Origin of the sequence: Rhodococcus sp. NPDC056506 (genome assembly GCF_042794945.1) — a bacterium.
In the GTDB taxonomy this organism is placed as follows: domain Bacteria; phylum Actinomycetota; class Actinomycetes; order Mycobacteriales; family Mycobacteriaceae; genus Rhodococcus_F.
Window position 1 is genome coordinate 18505 of the sequence record NZ_JBHTSW010000032.1, and the last position, 15222, is coordinate 33726.

Below are 15222 nucleotides of genomic sequence, written 5' to 3' on the forward strand. Positions count from 1 at the left end.
GATTGATCAAAGATAGGGTTGCATAACCTATCCATTCCGTCAAATGGCAGCGCGAGGTTCCCGAGAAATTCCGCAAAGGATTCCGCGGGGTCTGTTTTTGCCGTTCAGGCCTGCAATCCGCGCGCCGCCTCGAGGTTCGGCGAATCATGCCCCGGATAGGCGTGAACAAGGGCAGTAGCGAGCTTGGGCACCGCGTGGGTGAGCGAATGCTCGGCGCTATGCGCGATCGCATGGGCTTCGGCAAGGGTTGCCCGGGGATCGATGTCGAGTTCTGCATCGGCATGCAATCGGTGTCCGATCCACCGCATCTTCAAATCACGTACGCCGAGAACCCCGGGCTCGCGCTGTAGCGCATGTTCGGCATCGTCCAACAACTCCGGTTCGACACCGTCCATCAGTCGCCGGAAAACGTCTCGTGCCGCGGTCCGCAGCACGGCCACGATCGCCACTGTGATGACAAGACCGATGATCGGATCTGCCAACGGGAACCCCAGAGCGACTCCCCCAGCGCCCAGAAGGACTGCGAGCGAGGTGAATCCATCTGTCCGAGCATGCAGTCCATCAGCGACCAATGCAGCTGAGCCGATCTGCCTTCCGACTCGGATCCGATACAACGCCACGAGTTCATTGCCGATGAAACCGATCAACCCTGCCGCCGCTACCCAACCGAGATGCTCGATCTCTACCGGATTGATCAATCGCCGTACCGCCTCCACACCGGCAATCACCGCCGACAGCGCGATCATCGCAAGCACGAACAATCCGGCCAGGTCCTCTGCACGCCCGAAACCGTAGGTATAGCGCCTGGTCGCAGCTCGCCGACCGAGTGCAAACGCAATCCAGAGTGGAACTGCCGTAAGCGCATCGGAGAAGTTGTGAATGGTGTCCGCCAGCAGGGCCACCGAACCCGAAATTGCCACGATTGCAACCTGAGCCACCGCGGTGACACCGAGAGCGACAAGACTGATCTTGACCGCCCGGATGCCGATCTCACTCGATTCCAGTGCATCGTCGACGCTGTCCGCGGCGTCATGACTGTGCGGAGAGAACACTTCCCTGACTGCCGATCGAAATCCCTTCGGCCCGTATCCGTGTCCATGACCGTGACCGTGACCGTGACCATGACCATGACCATGACCATGGGATGTTCTGGGCTCGTGCGTCATGACGCACCTTCTTCTCGATCGGTCCGCTCGGCCTTCGCGGAGCGCTCCGGGTGAATCTTCCGAAGCTCACCCTCACTACGGTGATGGCCCGGCAACCCAGGTCCGGCATGCTCGGCATTGAACACCGCATCCGTAACCAGTTGGCGCACATGGTCGTTCTCGAGACGATAGAAGACCGTCGTACCGTCGCGGCGCGTTCGGACCAACCTCGCCATGCGCAGCTTTGCCAAGTGCTGCGACACCGAAGGCGCCGGCTTGCCGACGCGCTCTGCCAGTTCGTTCACCGAGCACTCTCGGTCGACCAATGCCCACAACACCTGCACACGGGTTGCGTCGGCCAGCATGCGGAACACCTCCACAACGAGGTCGACTTGATCATCGGGAAGTTTTCGGCGACAAACACCACTATCTGCGTTCATACGTAGATAGTAGATCATCAGAGACGTCGAAGATGACCTCTCCTCGATTCACCAGTTGTGCAAAGCTTGGCGGCAAAGCACTTCTCCACTCGCAGACAGGGAGACACCAGAGATGAGTCCTGACGACTGGAACGCCGGCATCATTGCGGAATTCCGCGCGAACGAAGGCAAAGTTGGCGGACCTTTCGAAGGTGCGCCCATGGTGTTGGTCCATCACACCGGGCGCAAGTCGGGACGCGAGTTCGTGAGCCCGATGATGTATCTGGCAGACGAGCAGGATCCGAACACCGTTTACGTCTTCGCGTCGAAGGCCGGCGCCCCGACCAACCCCGACTGGTACTACAACCTTGTTGCCGCCGACCAGGCCGAGGTCGAGGTCGGCACCGAAACGTATCGGGTCTCCGTCAGCGAAGTAACCGGCGAGAAGCGCGACCGAATCTACGACGAACAGGCCAGCCGATATCCCGGATTTGCCGAGTACGCGGAGAAGACAGCCGGAATCCGCACCATCCCGGTTGTGGCACTGACTCGCGTGTAAATCCTGCGATGCGCCGCCCTGCCGTTTCCATCACGAAACGGCAGGGGTCGTTCGAAACGGAATCACGACACTGACGACGCTTTGACCTCAGCCTTCGCATGCCGTCCGAGCAGCACGTATCCCACCCAGGATCCGACAACCACCGTCGCCGCGAACGCTTGCACAAGGCCTTCGATACTCACTGGATAGAACACACCGGTGATGTAGTGCGAGATGAATCCGGTGGACGGCAATTCCGCGATTCCGGCCATCCGGCGGGCCCAATTCTCGAGATTGGTCAGCGGGCAGTCATATCCGACCGCTATCGAGCCGGCTCCCCAGACAACCGCAACAAGATGGAATGCAATGGTACGACGCCACTTCCACGCCACGAATCCACCCAGCACCACATAGAGAACAAACCCGAAGTGAACGAACACCGTCACTACTTCGATGAGCCGATACACCATCGTCGTCTCCGCTCGTGGCGCGGAAGTCCCGCAACAACCAGACTATTCCGATGTTAGTCCCCGTAGCGGCGATCTACCCGGTGTATGCAGCCGTCGTGCGGGCAGCGGCGGCGCGGGCGGCATCCGGGTCGTCGCCCGATGCGATTGCGGCAGCGGCCCATGATTCGCTGCTTCCCGCGATGAATGCCTTGGCCTCGTCACTCGCCGACCATTCGGGTGTCTCGAGCGGCGTCGCAATCCCGAGTTCCACGTGTCGAGCCAACCCGAGCAATCCCATGTCCCACCCGACGCCGACGGCGCCAGGACCGTACTCGGCCCACCGATCCGCCTCGACGTCCGCGGTGTGTTCGAAGTCGAACAGTGTTGCACTGCCGTCTTTTTTGGTGAGGTTCACCGTCACATAGCTCACGTCACCGCCGTATTCCCAGGTGATGCGGAGGGTTCGTGGAGCATCACACACCAGAATTTCGCCGCCGGCGTTGCCGTCGAGTTGGTAGCGCCCGCCGATCCGAGCCTCCCCCGACACCGGCATGAACCACAGCGGGATGCGGTCGAACTCGGTGGCCGCCGCCCACACCGTGCCGATGGGTGCCGCGAGCGTCCGCGACATGCGGAGCGTGCGTGTTTTCCCTTCGTCACCGCCGAACGGGCTCAGCTCTCGCGCCACCAACTGCAACGAATCAACTGCCTTGTCGACCATGAGGCTCCTCGGTTCGAGCGAAACTTCAGCTCAGTCGCTGCTGTAGATGTACTGATACTTCTTCTCCAGCGGCGCTCTTGCCGATCGCCTTGCAGAGTGCCACGCGCAGCGGAAGCCAGTGAGGTCCGTCGCCGGAGGGCATCAGCGTCACCTCGAAGGGATGCTCACCATCGAGGGTCCCCACCACTTTGACAGCGCGTCTGGTTCCCAGAAGTTCCGCCGAGCCGGGCACGGTCAAGAACGTTGCGAACGCCCCGTCTTTCTCGATGGATGAGGTGAACGAGTAGTCGAGCGGTTGTGGAGTCTTGTCAGTGGCCATGTCGCGTCACTACTGAGCGGCGAGCAGGACGTCGGTGTCGAAACACGTGTGAGTGCCGGTGTGGCATGCTGCGCCCTCCTGATCGACGATCAGCAAGACGGAATCGCCGTCACAGTCGAGGCGCACCTCGTGTACGTACTGGGTGTGCCCGGAGGTCTCTCCCTTGACCCAGTACTGCTGCCGCGAGCGCGAATAGTACGTCCCCTTACGGGTTTCCAGTGTTCGCGCGAGCGCTTCGTCGTCCATCCACGCGACCATCAGCACATCACCGGTCGACTTCTCCTGCGCAACCGCGCTGAACAGTCCGGCGTCGTTTCGCTTCAGCTTCGCCGCGATTGCGGGATCAAGGCTCATATGACGTTTATACCTTCCACCTGTGACTTCCGTGGAATTCCCCTGCACGGCCGCCCTAGAATGGAAGTTCCTTCGCCGTCACCGTGGAAGAAGATCCGACATGAACCATCAGCATCATGACGGTCCGCACCCGGAGTACACCTGCCATCTCGCGAACCCGAGTACCGATCGCGTCCGAACCCGCCACATCGTTCTCGGCATCGGCCCAGGTACTACCAGCAAGAATGTACTCAGCTACGCACTGACGCTTGCCGCGAAGGAGGATTCAGCCCTCCACGTCGTTCACTGCATCACGTCCGAGGACCTGCCTGTCGAAACCGACTCACCACAGTTCGAAACACGCCTGCACGACGAGATGGTGGCGCAACGCGAGCAGACAACCTCGACACTCGCCTCACACACCGACGCCTGGACGTACGACTGCACCTACGGAGATCCAGCCGGTGTCATCCTCGCGACAGCGGACAAATACGACGCCTTCACCATCGTGATCGGCTCACCGCGAAAAGGCGCTGCCTCCGCGGTGAGCCAACTGATTCACAGTTCGGTCTCTTCCCGACTGAACCGGCAGAACCGCTATCCCGTGATATCGGTTCCCGACGGCGTCAGATCAGCCAGATAGCCCAACACCGCTACATGTTCGCCTAGATGATCGAATAGTCTTCGAGCGGAAAGCGTTTCGCTTCGATGAAAGCGTTGCGTGTCGATGTGGGCCGCAGGATCGCAGCCTCACCGTGCTGATTGAAGTAATAGCTTCGCGCAGTCTGGCAACTGCCACCGTAGAAGACGGAGTCCGCCAAGTTCTCGGTCATCCGGTCGAGGAACTCGGCGTTGGCGGTTTCGGTGACCTCGAATGTCTCCGCGCCGCGCCGTTTCACCTCTCCGAACAGTCGATCCATGTGCTGCATCTGGGATTCGATCGTCGTGAAGTAGGACAATCCGCTGTACGAGTACGGACTGGCGAGCGTGAGGAAATTAGGGAAGTAGGGAACCGCAACCCCTTCGTAGGCCTGGAAACGGTTGTCACGCCACCACTTACCGAGGTTTCGGCCCTCACGGCCGATAACCTCGATGGCCGGAAAGTTCACGTCCCAGAGGTTGAATCCCGTTGCCAGCACCAAGGTGTCGATCTCGGTCTTGCGGCCGTCGGCGGTGACGATTCCGTCGGCAGCAATATGGTCGATCGACGTCGTTTCGAGATGCACGTTGTCTTTGGTGAACGTACGGAAGTAGCTGTTGGAGAACGTGGGTCGCTTGCACCCGAAGTCGTAGTCCGGTGTGAGTTGCTTGCGCAGGGTCGCGTCTCGGACCTGGGACCGCAGGAACGCGCGTGATGCGGCCGACGCTCCCTTGTTCAACAGCTTGACCTGCTTGTAGTGCAGGACTGCGCTGACCATGATCATTTCGAGAATCGACGAACTGACGGCGCGGGCGATTCGCTGCGTGAGCGGAATGCGCGAGAACAGCTTCTGCACTGCGTTCGGGATGGGGACGTCGATCTTGGGTACCACCCAGATCGGCGTGCGCTGGTAGACGGTCAACTCTGCGGCCTGACGCGCGACCTCGGGGATCAACTGCACAGCGGTAGCACCGGTTCCGATGATTGCGGTCTTGGTGCCGGACAGATCGTAGGAATCGTCCCAGGCAGTGGTGTGAATGATCTTGCCGGCGAAGTCGTCGATACCGGAGATGTCCGGCCGATGCGGTTGCGACAGGAAACCCGTCGCAGTCAGGAGGTACTTGGTAGTGATGTCCGGCGCCCCCTTCACGGATACGACCCAGTGCGAGGAATCCTCGTCCCAGCGGGCTCCGTCCACCACGGCACCGAACGTCATGTGCTTGCGCAGGTCGTATTTGTCTGCGACGTGATCGGCGTACTTCTTGAGTTCGGCGCCCGGCGCAAAGAGCCTGGACCAGTTCGGATTGGGCTCGAACGAATACGAGTACGTGACCGACGCGATGTCGACAGCCAACCCGGGATAGCGGTTGACGTGCCACGTTCCACCCAAATCGTCCTCGCGCTCGAGGATCGCCAGCTTGTTCAGGCCCAGCCGCTTGAGTTGAATGGCCGCACCCATTCCGCCGAAGCCCGCCCCCACCACTACTGCGTCGTACTGCACTGCCATCGGAGAATCCCTCTCATGAACTACGCACTCATGAACTGCACATCAGAAAATGACGTGCCATTCCGTTATGGAGAACGGTATCATTCCTGACGTGACGAAGGCCATGACCAGAGCGGAACGAAAAAAGGCGGAATTACGCCGCGAGATCATCGACGCATCATTCGAATGCTTCGCCGAGCGCGGCTATCACGCAACCGGAATTGCCGACATCGCAACAACTCTCGGAATCGGCCACGGGACCTTCTACCGGTACTTCGAGAACAAGCGCGACATCATCGACCACGTCATCGACGACCTGATCGCCAAGATCATCAGCGCACTGGCCACCGAGAATTCACCTGACGCAGCAAGCACTCTGGACGAGTACCGCGCTCAAGTGGGACGGATCGCCGAAGCACTCCCCCGCATCTTCTTCGACGACCCACGCATCCCGCGGGTGCTGCTTTTCGAGACGACAGGCGTCGACGCCGATCTCACCGGCCGGATGCTCGATCTACTCGATCAGTCGGCATCGTTGACAGCGGCGTATCTGCATCACGGCGTCGAATGTGGCTATCTACGCGCCGACCTCGACGTCGACAACACTGCACAGGCCGTCAACGGCATGATGCTGGCAAGCGCGATTCAAGGATTGCGAGCCGATTCGTCCGTCGACTGCACGGCATTGAACCAGGCCATCAGCCGCCTCATGTTCGACGGAATCCGCGCCGAGAACGCCTAGCGAACGACGATTCCCTCGGCACGCATCGCATCCTTGACCTGCGGGATGCTCAGATCGCCGAAGTGGAAGACGCTTGCTGCGAGAACTGCGTCCGCGCCCGCTTCGACAGCCGGGGCGAAGTGCTCGACCAGGCCGGCGCCGCCACTGGCGATCACCGGTACGTGGACCGCTGCACGGACAGCGCGGATCATCAGCAGGTCGAAGCCGGCCTTGGTGCCGTCGGCATCCATCGAGTTCAGCAGGACCTCCCCCACTCCCAACTCCGCGCCACGCTCGGCCCACTCCACCGCGTCGATCCCGGTGCCGCGTTTGCCTCCGTGCGTGGTGACCTCCCAGCCCGACGGAGTATCCGGCTGCCCCTGGGGAACGGTGCGGGCATCGACCGAGAGGACGATGCACTGCGAGCCGAAACGCTCACTCAGTTCCTTGAGCAGTTCCGGGCGCGCGATCGCCGCGGTATTGACGCTGACCTTGTCGGCACCGGCACGCAGCAGACGATCGACGTCCGCGACCGTGCGCACCCCGCCGCCGACGGTGAGGGGAATGAAAACCTGCTCGGCAGTACGACTTACGACTTCGAGCATCGTTCCTCTATCCGACGTGGATGCGGTCACGTCCAGGAACGTCAGTTCGTCGGCACCCTGAGCGTCGTACGCTGCCGCGAGTTCCACGGGATCTCCGGCGTCGCGAAGATTCTCGAAATTGACACCCTTGACCACTCGTCCGGCGTCGACGTCGAGGCACGGAATCACACGAACTGCGAGGGTCATGACTGTGGTCCTCCTGAGGACGAAGCGCGCGGATCACCGAGCGCGTTGAGGATATCGAGAATCTCACCGTGGATGCCCGGAGCGGCGGCGAGCACCGACTCCGATTCTACGGTCCACGGATTGCCGGCCAGATCGGTGACCACCCCGCCCGCACCGCGAACGAGTGCGACCCCGGCCGCGTTGTCCCACGCGTTGCGGCCGTAGACGATCGCACCGCCCAGGATGCCGGCCGCGGTGAAGGCCAGATCGACTCCGGTGGAGCCGTGTATCCGGATCCGCGAGGACACCTTGCTGATCTCGGCGAGCAGGTCGAGTCGGAAGCTACCGGGAATCCGGCCACGACTGTTGACGTTGAGTGCGCCCAAGCCGACGATCGACGACGCCAGATCGGTCGGCTCCAGTGGCGGTACGGCGATTCCGTTGACCAACAACGGACCGCCTGCGCGAGTGGCGTACGTGTGACCGATCAACGGAAGCCAGGTCAATCCGAGCACCGGGACACCGTCGTCGAGCAGCGCCAACAGCGTTCCGGCAGTAGGTAATCCGGCCGAGTAGTTGAAAGTGCCGTCGACGGGGTCGAGAACCCAGACAAGTCCCGAACCGACGTCGGGGCCACCGAATTCCTCGCCGTGCACCTCGATGCCGGTCTGCTCGAACAACTCCGCGCTCAACCGCTTCTCCAGCGCGAGATCGACCTCGGTGGCAAAATCGCCCCAACCCTTGCGGACCGCGCTCGGGGCACCGACACCGGAGACGAACTGATCGTGGACGCCGTCGAGAAGCCGACCCGCAATCGCGAGAAGTTCGTCGAGGTCACGCGTCGGAGTCATCTGGAAAATCTATCCGGAAACTGCTGCCAGTGCTTCGGGGAGAGTGAAGCGACCCGCGTAGAGCGCCTTGCCGACGATCGCGCCCTCGACACCCTGATCTACCAGGCTGGAAATAGCGAGGAGATCGTCGATGGTCGACACACCGCCGGAGGCGACGACGTGCGCGTCGGTGACCGCGCAGACCTGGCTGAGAAGTTCGAGATTGGGCCCGGTGAGAGTGCCGTCCTTGGAGACGTCGGTGACGACGTAACGGGTGCAGCCGTCACGGTCCAAACGCGCGAGGGTCTCCCACAGATCCCCGCCGTCGGTGACCCAGCCGCGACCACGGGTGCGGTACTGGCCGTCGACGAGACGAACATCGAGGCCGACGGCGATCTTGTCGCCGTACTTGGCCAAGGCTCGTGCACACCACTCGGGATCTTCGATTGCGGCGGTACCGAGATTCACGCGAGCACAGCCGGTGGCCAGCGCAGCTTCCAGGGAGGCGTCGTCGCGGATTCCTCCGGAGAGTTCCACCTTGACCGTCAGGTCGCCGATGACGCCGGCCAGCAGTTCGCTGTTGGATCCACGCCCGAAAGCGGCGTCGAGGTCGACGAGGTGCACCCATTCGGCACCGTCGTTCTGCCAGGCAAGAGCGGCGTCGCGGGGCGACCCGTAACCGGTCTCACTTCCCGCCTCTCCTTGCACGAGGCGAACAGCTTCACCGTTGACGACATCTACAGCAGGCAAAAGGACCAGGCTCACGTGCGGTAACCCTAGTAGGTCAGGACCTCGAACCGTCCTCCGGGTCACCGAACGCATTTCGGGTCATCCGCTTGGATACGACGCCCATTGCCGCAATCGCGGCGACGACCCCCACGAGACCGATCACGAGGCCGACGCCCGGCGAGGGTTTGAGCACAACGATGACGACCGTGGCGACCGCCAGCGCAGCCACCGCGGCGCCGAGCGAGAACAACGCCAGACGAGCGAGGGAGAAATCGTCGCCGCGGTTCGGTCCGGATCCCCCGGTCACAAACTCTGCACCCAATTGCTCAGCAACTCGGCGCCTGCATCGCCGGACTTCTCGGGGTGGAACTGCGTCGCGGACAACGCACCGTTCTCGACGGCAGCGAGGAACTTTCCGCCGTGATCGGCCCACGTCAGCTTCGGGGGCGCAATGTGCTCGGACGGCGCGAGTTCCCAACTCTGCACGCCGTACGAGTGGACGAAGTAGAAGCGGGTATCGGCGTCGATACCCTTGAACAGGGTGCTGGACTCCGGAGCCTCCACGGTGTTCCAGCCCATGTGCGGCAGGACCTCTGCTTGCAGCCTCTCGACGGTGCCGGGCCATTCGCCGCAGCCCTCCGCCTCGACACCGAATTCGACTCCCCGGTCGAACAGAATCTGCATGCCGACGCAGATGCCCAGCACCGGTCGGCCACCGGCCAGGCGTCTGCCGATGATTCGGTCACCCTGGACTGCACGCAGACCTTCCATGCAGGCCGCGAACGCGCCGACGCCGGGCACCACCAGACCGTCCGCCGCCAGTGCCACCTTCATGTCGTTGGTCACCTCCACCTGCGCCCCGGTGCGCGCCAAGGCGCGAGTGGCCGAATGCAGATTGCCGGAGCCGTAATCGAGTACAGCGATCGTGGAAGCGCTCATGCCCCAACTCTATCGGGCAACCCTGGCGCCGATCACTTTGCCGCCCGCGGCCAGTGCCGGGAGGAGAGCGACAACTACCGCGGACACCGCGAACACCCACGCATAGCCGGCTGCAGTAGCCACGAATCCCAACGCCAGCGCTCCGATTCCGGTGCCGGCGTCATAGCCGATGTTCCAGATCGCGCTCGCGGATCCGAGTTGCCTCGGGCCGGCAGCCTGAAACGCCATGACCAATGATTCGTTCTGCACCGCACCGAACCCGAGCCCGAAAAGGACCGCCGCGCAGAACAAGACCGGCGTCGAACCGCCGTCCACGTTGATCGCGAACAGCACCAACCCGATGGTCGACGACGCCAATGCCGGTGCGAGTGTTCGACCACTGCCGAGACGGTCGGCGATCAGTCCCGCCGAGTACCGGCCGACCAACATCGACCCACTGGCCGTCGCCAACACCACACCTGCAACGGCCGCACGCTCCGAAATTGCGATCGGCAGCAGCGACGACAATCCGCCGAACGACGCGGACACGCACGCCAAAGCGAGCACCGGAACCAAGACTGCGAACACGCTCAACCGAGCGGATTCCCCGGTGGGCTGGGCGAAGATCTTCGGTAACCGGGCAATGGCCACCAGTGCGAGTGCCGGGATCAGCGCACCGAGAACGAACACCGGTGTCGCCGACCACCGCTCCATGAGCGCAAGCCCCAGCGGCAGCCCAGCCATCTGCGACGCTGCGATCGCGATCCCCTGAGCGCCCGTGGCACGGCCGAGAATTCGCTTGGGTGCCAACTCCGCCACCAGTGCACTGCCGGCCACCGTCAGCATGCCGAAACCGATGCCACGCACAGCCGAAACGGCCAGAACAGGACCGGCGTCGGCCGAGATCAGCAGCACCAACGACGGCGGACCGAGGAGCAGACACCCGACCGCAAGCACGCGCCGGTAGCCCTGCGTCCGCAACAACCGAGGCACGAGCAGTTGGGTCAAGACCGTGGCCGCCATGAAGACACCGGTCACCGATCCGGCAAGCGCATCCGATCCACCGGATTGCGCAACCAGCAACGGCACCACCGGCAACAGCAACGACCAGCCGCCGAAAGCTGCTGCCGCCATGATCAGGACACCGACCATGCCCGGAGTACGAAGCAACCCCGGACCCGCCTCTTTCCCCGTCACAGACGCGGTAACTTTTCGCGTCACAGACGCAGTAACTCTTCGCGTCACAGACGCAGTGCGCCCGCTACCGCGGCCAGAACCGCCATCGCGAGGAGGATTCCCGACGCCAGCTTATTGACCTTGAACATCGAGTAGGCGCCGCCCACAGCAATTCCCGCACCGATGAACAGCAGATAGGTGAAGAGGACGCTCACAGTGTGCCCTTCGTCGACGGCACGCCGCTCACGCGCGGATCCGGCTCGACCGCCTCACGCAGAGCGCGCGCAACGGCCTTGTACTCGGCCTCGGTGATGTGGTGCTGATCGCGACCGTACAGAACCCGAACGTGCAGTGCGATACGCGCATTCAAGGCGATCGACTCGAACACGTGACGATTGATCACCGCGTGATACGGCACGCCCGGGTACCCGCCGATGACGGAATGCACCATGTAGTCGGGCTCGCCGGTGTGCACGCAGTACGGGCGACCGGAGACGTCGACCGACGCGTGCGCCAGCGTTTCGTCCATCGGGATGAAGGCGTCACCGAAACGACGGATGCCCTTCTTGTCGCCGAGAGCCTGGCCGAGCGCCTGGCCGAAAACGATCGCGGTGTCCTCGACGGTGTGGTGAGCGTCGATCTCGACGTCACCCTTCGCCTTGACGTCGAGATCGAAGCTGGCGTGCGTACCCAACGCGTTGAGCATGTGGTCGAAGAACGGAACGCCGGTGGAGACGTCGACGATGCCGGTCCCGTCCAGATTCAGTTCGACGACGATGCTTGATTCCCGAGTTGTCCGTTCGATCCGCGCGATGCGATCGCTCATGCCGTCTCTCCTGAATTCGTGTCGACCAGCTGGGTGCCTGCGATCTCGTCGCTGGCCTTGATGAACGCGTCGTTCTCGGCCTCGAGCCCCACGGTGGCCCGCAGATACCCGGGGATGCCGATGTCGCGGATGAGAACTCCGCGGTCGAGGTATTCCTTCCACGCCTGCGCACTGTCGGTGAACTGACCGAACAAGATGAAGTTCGCGTCGCTGGGAATCACTCTGAAACCGGTGTCCGCCAGCGCCTTCGACACCCGATCACGCTCGGCCGACAGGGCATGGACGCTGCCGAGGGTCTCGTCGGCGTGACGCAGGGCCGCGCGCGCCGCCGCCTGCGTGACCACCGACAGGTGATACGGCAAGCGCACCAACAACAGTGCGTCGATGAACGCGGGCGCGGCGGCGAGGTAGCCGAGTCGGCCACCGGCAAACGCGAAAGCCTTGCTCATGGTGCGAGTGACAACCAGCTTGGCCGGGAACTCGTCGATCAGCGTCATCGCACTCGGCGCAGCAGAGAACTCCGCGTACGCCTCGTCGACGATCACGATGCCCGGCGCCACGTCGAGGATGCGTCGCAGTTCCGCGATGCCGACGCTGTGTCCGGTCGGGTTGTTGGGGCTGGTCACGAACACGACATCGGGCCGACGTTCACCGATTACGGTGACGGCAGCATCCACGTCGAGTGCGAAATCGTCCCGACGGAAGACCTCGACCCACTCGGTATCGGTCCCGTCGGCGATGATCGGGTGCATGGAGTACGAGGGCACAAACCCCATCGCGCTACGTCCCGGACCTGCGAACGCCTGCAACAACTGCTGAAGAATCTCGTTCGATCCGTTTGCCGCCCAGAGGTTGTCGACGGTGACCGGCACTCCGGTCTGCTTCGACAGGTACGCAGCGAGATCCGTCCGCAGAGCCACGGCATCGCGGTCGGGGTAGCGGTGCAGTTCTTTCGCGGCCTCGCGCACGGACTCGGCGACGTCGTCGATGAGCGCCTGTGTCGGCGGATGCGGGTTCTCGTTGGTGTTCAGCTGAACCGGAACCGTCAACTGCGGTGCGCCGTACGCCGACTTGCCACGCAGGTTCTCACGAATCGGAAGTGCGTCGACCGAAATCGATCCTCCAGGAGCACTATTCATCGCAGAGCTACTCATCGCAGAGCTACTCATCGCAATGCCTCGAATCGCAGGCGCACAGCTTCACCGTGCGCGGGCAGGTCTTCGGCATTGGCAAGCGTGATGACGTGTCCGGCAACATCTTTCAGAGCCGACTCGGAGTAGTCGATCACGTGGATCCCACGAAGGAACGTCTGCACACTCAGACCGGAAGAGTGACGCGCACACCCAGCAGTCGGCAGAACGTGGTTGGAGCCGGCGCAGTAGTCGCCGAGGCTGACCGGCGCCCATGGGCCGACGAACACGGCACCAGCACTGGTGACCTGAGCTGCGACACCGGTTGCGTCCTCGGTCTGGATCTCGAGGTGCTCGGCCGCATAGGCGTTGACGACGCGCAAACCGGCGGAAACATCGGAGACCAGCACGGTGCCCGACTGACTGCCGCTCAGTGCGGTGGTGACGCGCTCGCGGTGCTTGGTGATCTCGAGCTGCGCGGCCAGAGCTTTGTCGACAGCGTCGGCCAATTCGACGCTGGTGGTGACGAGGACGCTGGCAGCCATGACGTCGTGCTCGGCTTGGCTGATGAGATCGGCGGCAACGTGAACCGGATCAGCCGTGTGGTCGGCGAGGATCGCGATCTCGGTGGGTCCGGCCTCGGCGTCGATGCCGACCAGGCCACGGCACAGACGCTTGGCGGCGGTGACGTAGATGTTGCCGGGACCGGTGATCAGGTCTACCGGCACCAACTCGGAGCCATCGGTATCGGTGCCGCCGTAGGTAAGGAGGGCGACGCCCTGCCCGCCGCCGACGGCCCACACCTCGTCGACGCCGAGCATGGCTGCTGCGGCAAGGATGGTCGGGTGCGGCAATCCGCCGAAGTCGGCTTGGGGCGGCGAGGCGACAACAAGTGATCCGACGCCGGCCGTCTGAGCCGGCACGACGTTCATGACAACACTCGACGGGTACACGGCATTGCCGCCGGGGACGTACAGCCCGACGCGCTCGACCGGAACCCACCGCTCGGTGACCGTGCCGCCGGGGACTACCTCAGTGACGGTGTCCTTACGACGCTGATCGGCGTGCACCTTGCGGGTGCGCTCGATCGCAACCTCGAGGGCTTCCTTGACGGCGGGGTCGAGTTCACGAAGTGCGCGCTCGAGCTCTGCAGCCGGAACCCGAACCGAAGACGGACGAACACCGTCGAACTTCTCGCCGAATTCGAGCGCGGCTTCTGCACCGCGATCACGAACGGTTTCGACCATCGGGCGAACCTGATGCAGTACCGCGTCCACATCCACTCCACCTCGGGGAAGCGCGGCGCGAAGTTCGGCCGTGGATGGGGTACGACCACGCAGGTCGGTGCGGGCAAGCATGAGAGTTCCTCTCGTACGCAAACGGGGTGCCTGTGCAAGCGGCAGCAAACCGGTCCGGCATTACAGGGCTGAACTACGGACCCGAAACACAGAACTGACGTCAATTATCCAGGATAGGCGCACCCCATTTTTCACCGGTCCACCTGCGACGCTCACTGCAGGTCCGGCGCCCGCCGCCTGGCAAGTTCGATCAGCTCGTCCCTTCGAGGTGTCGCCACCGAGATTTCACGGCCGTCATGCAGACGAAAGCGGACCCCGTCGCCGGGAGACGCGAGAATTACCCGCATCCCGGGGCCGGTCATCCGATAACCGATCCCGGAGCCCATCCCGACATGGACCGGAGTTGCCGACACAACTTCGTCCCACCGAAAAACCTGACGCAGCCCTGGAGACAGCGCGATCGTCAGCCGTTCGGCGTCTGTGGTGATGATCACGCGCACCTTCCACATGTACGTGGCCAACCCGAAGCAAAGGGTTGCGGACAACACAGCCCCGACGTAGCCCGCTGGGTCGCGTTGCACGATCACCGCGAACCCGCAGACAATCACCAAGATAATTCCGAGGACGACGCACAATGCGACCGTCGACCGCCGCAGTAGTGGGCTCAGCGGAATGGACTCGTGAACTTCGTGCACAGCACCCCCGCCTCGATCGCCGACAACCCCACCCCCGAGGAACGACACCGGGAACACGACCATCCCGTTACTCCCGCTT

Annotated in this window: 21 protein-coding genes; 3 read left to right on the top strand and 18 right to left on the bottom strand. The window is 63.0% G+C overall.

Going from position 1 to position 15222, the window contains the following annotated elements; translation table 11 throughout:
• Window positions 1-104 precede the first annotated feature (104 nt).
• On the bottom strand, window positions 105-1166 hold the full coding sequence (locus tag ACFQ6H_RS21840) for a cation diffusion facilitator family transporter (protein WP_378648553.1): 1062 nt from the start codon (window positions 1164-1166) through the stop codon (window positions 105-107).
• A complete protein-coding gene (locus ACFQ6H_RS21845) occupies window positions 1163-1585 on the bottom strand; it encodes an ArsR/SmtB family transcription factor (protein WP_378648555.1) in 423 nt (140 codons plus the stop codon). The genes ACFQ6H_RS21840 and ACFQ6H_RS21845 overlap by 4 nt, the downstream gene beginning before the upstream one ends.
• Before the next feature lie 112 nt (window positions 1586-1697).
• On the opposite strand from ACFQ6H_RS21845, the gene ACFQ6H_RS21850 reads away from it, so the two are divergent.
• Window positions 1698-2123, top strand: a complete 426-nt coding sequence (locus ACFQ6H_RS21850; RefSeq protein WP_378538666.1) for a nitroreductase/quinone reductase family protein — start codon at window positions 1698-1700, stop codon at window positions 2121-2123.
• Between the two features lie 62 nt (window positions 2124-2185).
• Here the strand turns inward: ACFQ6H_RS21850 and ACFQ6H_RS21855 are convergent, their stop codons facing one another.
• From ACFQ6H_RS21855 to hisI, 4 genes are all read right to left on the bottom strand, one after another.
• Window positions 2186-2572 (bottom strand): DUF2784 domain-containing protein, encoded by a 387-nt coding sequence (locus ACFQ6H_RS21855; RefSeq protein WP_378538669.1) that lies wholly within the window; start codon window positions 2570-2572, stop codon window positions 2186-2188.
• Between the two features lie 73 nt (window positions 2573-2645).
• On the bottom strand, window positions 2646-3272 hold the full coding sequence (locus tag ACFQ6H_RS21860; protein WP_378648557.1) for an SRPBCC family protein: 627 nt from the start codon (window positions 3270-3272) through the stop codon (window positions 2646-2648).
• Window positions 3273-3297: 25 nt separating this feature from the next.
• Complete coding sequence (locus ACFQ6H_RS21865; RefSeq protein WP_378648559.1) at window positions 3298-3591, bottom strand: DUF1905 domain-containing protein; 294 nt, start codon at window positions 3589-3591, stop codon at window positions 3298-3300.
• 9 nt (window positions 3592-3600) lie between these two features.
• Window positions 3601-3945, bottom strand: a complete 345-nt coding sequence (hisI, locus tag ACFQ6H_RS21870; protein ID WP_378449583.1) for a phosphoribosyl-AMP cyclohydrolase — start codon at window positions 3943-3945, stop codon at window positions 3601-3603.
• 100 nt (window positions 3946-4045) lie between these two features.
• On the opposite strand from hisI, the gene ACFQ6H_RS21875 reads away from it, so the two are divergent.
• Window positions 4046-4567, top strand: coding sequence for a universal stress protein (locus ACFQ6H_RS21875; RefSeq protein WP_378648561.1), 522 nt, complete (start codon window positions 4046-4048; stop codon window positions 4565-4567).
• 22 nt (window positions 4568-4589) lie between these two features.
• Here ACFQ6H_RS21875 and ACFQ6H_RS21880 read toward each other — a convergent pair whose 3' ends face one another.
• Complete coding sequence (locus ACFQ6H_RS21880) at window positions 4590-6071, bottom strand: flavin-containing monooxygenase (RefSeq protein WP_378648563.1); 1482 nt, start codon at window positions 6069-6071, stop codon at window positions 4590-4592.
• A gap of 103 nt (window positions 6072-6174) precedes the next feature.
• On the opposite strand from ACFQ6H_RS21880, the gene ACFQ6H_RS21885 reads away from it, so the two are divergent.
• Window positions 6175-6792: a TetR/AcrR family transcriptional regulator gene (locus ACFQ6H_RS21885; protein WP_378449660.1), complete on the top strand. Its 618-nt coding sequence runs from the start codon at window positions 6175-6177 to the stop codon at window positions 6790-6792.
• Here the strand turns inward: ACFQ6H_RS21885 and hisF are convergent.
• The 11 genes from hisF to ACFQ6H_RS21940 all read right to left on the bottom strand — a co-directional run bounded on the left by hisF (window position 6789) and on the right by ACFQ6H_RS21940 (window position 15206).
• The gene (gene hisF / locus ACFQ6H_RS21890; protein ID WP_378648565.1) at window positions 6789-7562 is read right to left on the bottom strand and encodes an imidazole glycerol phosphate synthase subunit HisF; all 774 of its coding nucleotides are present in this window, start codon (window positions 7560-7562) and stop codon (window positions 6789-6791) included. The genes ACFQ6H_RS21885 and hisF overlap by 4 nt on opposite strands.
• Window positions 7559-8392 (bottom strand): inositol monophosphatase family protein, encoded by an 834-nt coding sequence (locus ACFQ6H_RS21895; RefSeq protein WP_378449586.1) that lies wholly within the window; start codon window positions 8390-8392, stop codon window positions 7559-7561. Before ACFQ6H_RS21895 ends, hisF begins: the two co-directional genes overlap by 4 nt.
• Before the next feature lie 9 nt (window positions 8393-8401).
• The gene (priA, locus tag ACFQ6H_RS21900) at window positions 8402-9136 is read right to left on the bottom strand and encodes a bifunctional 1-(5-phosphoribosyl)-5-((5-phosphoribosylamino)methylideneamino)imidazole-4-carboxamide isomerase/phosphoribosylanthranilate isomerase PriA (RefSeq protein WP_045070169.1); all 735 of its coding nucleotides are present in this window, start codon (window positions 9134-9136) and stop codon (window positions 8402-8404) included.
• Between the two features lie 19 nt (window positions 9137-9155).
• The gene (locus ACFQ6H_RS21905; protein ID WP_378648567.1) at window positions 9156-9407 is read right to left on the bottom strand and encodes a hypothetical protein; all 252 of its coding nucleotides are present in this window, start codon (window positions 9405-9407) and stop codon (window positions 9156-9158) included.
• Window positions 9404-10039 (bottom strand): imidazole glycerol phosphate synthase subunit HisH, encoded by a 636-nt coding sequence (gene hisH / locus ACFQ6H_RS21910; protein WP_003942389.1) that lies wholly within the window; start codon window positions 10037-10039, stop codon window positions 9404-9406. Before hisH ends, ACFQ6H_RS21905 begins: the two co-directional genes overlap by 4 nt.
• 9 nt (window positions 10040-10048) lie before the next feature.
• Entirely contained in the window at window positions 10049-11170 is a 1122-nt protein-coding gene (locus ACFQ6H_RS21915) for an MFS transporter (RefSeq protein WP_378449661.1), read from the bottom strand.
• Window positions 11171-11259: 89 nt separating this feature from the next.
• The gene (locus ACFQ6H_RS21920) at window positions 11260-11409 is read right to left on the bottom strand and encodes a hypothetical protein (RefSeq protein WP_230813421.1); all 150 of its coding nucleotides are present in this window, start codon (window positions 11407-11409) and stop codon (window positions 11260-11262) included.
• Window positions 11406-12020, bottom strand: coding sequence for an imidazoleglycerol-phosphate dehydratase HisB (gene hisB, locus ACFQ6H_RS21925; RefSeq protein WP_003942383.1), 615 nt, complete (start codon window positions 12018-12020; stop codon window positions 11406-11408). The genes ACFQ6H_RS21920 and hisB overlap by 4 nt, the downstream gene beginning before the upstream one ends.
• Window positions 12017-13159, bottom strand: a complete 1143-nt coding sequence (locus ACFQ6H_RS21930) for a histidinol-phosphate transaminase (RefSeq protein WP_378538689.1) — start codon at window positions 13157-13159, stop codon at window positions 12017-12019. Before ACFQ6H_RS21930 ends, hisB begins: the two co-directional genes overlap by 4 nt.
• 26 nt (window positions 13160-13185) lie before the next feature.
• On the bottom strand, window positions 13186-14508 hold the full coding sequence (hisD, locus tag ACFQ6H_RS21935) for a histidinol dehydrogenase (RefSeq protein WP_378648569.1): 1323 nt from the start codon (window positions 14506-14508) through the stop codon (window positions 13186-13188).
• Window positions 14509-14660: 152 nt separating this feature from the next.
• Window positions 14661-15206 carry a hypothetical protein gene (locus ACFQ6H_RS21940; RefSeq protein ID WP_378648571.1) on the bottom strand — a complete coding sequence of 182 codons (546 nt, stop codon included), beginning with the start codon at window positions 15204-15206 and terminating at the stop codon, window positions 14661-14663.
• Window positions 15207-15222: the final 16 nt, after the last annotated feature.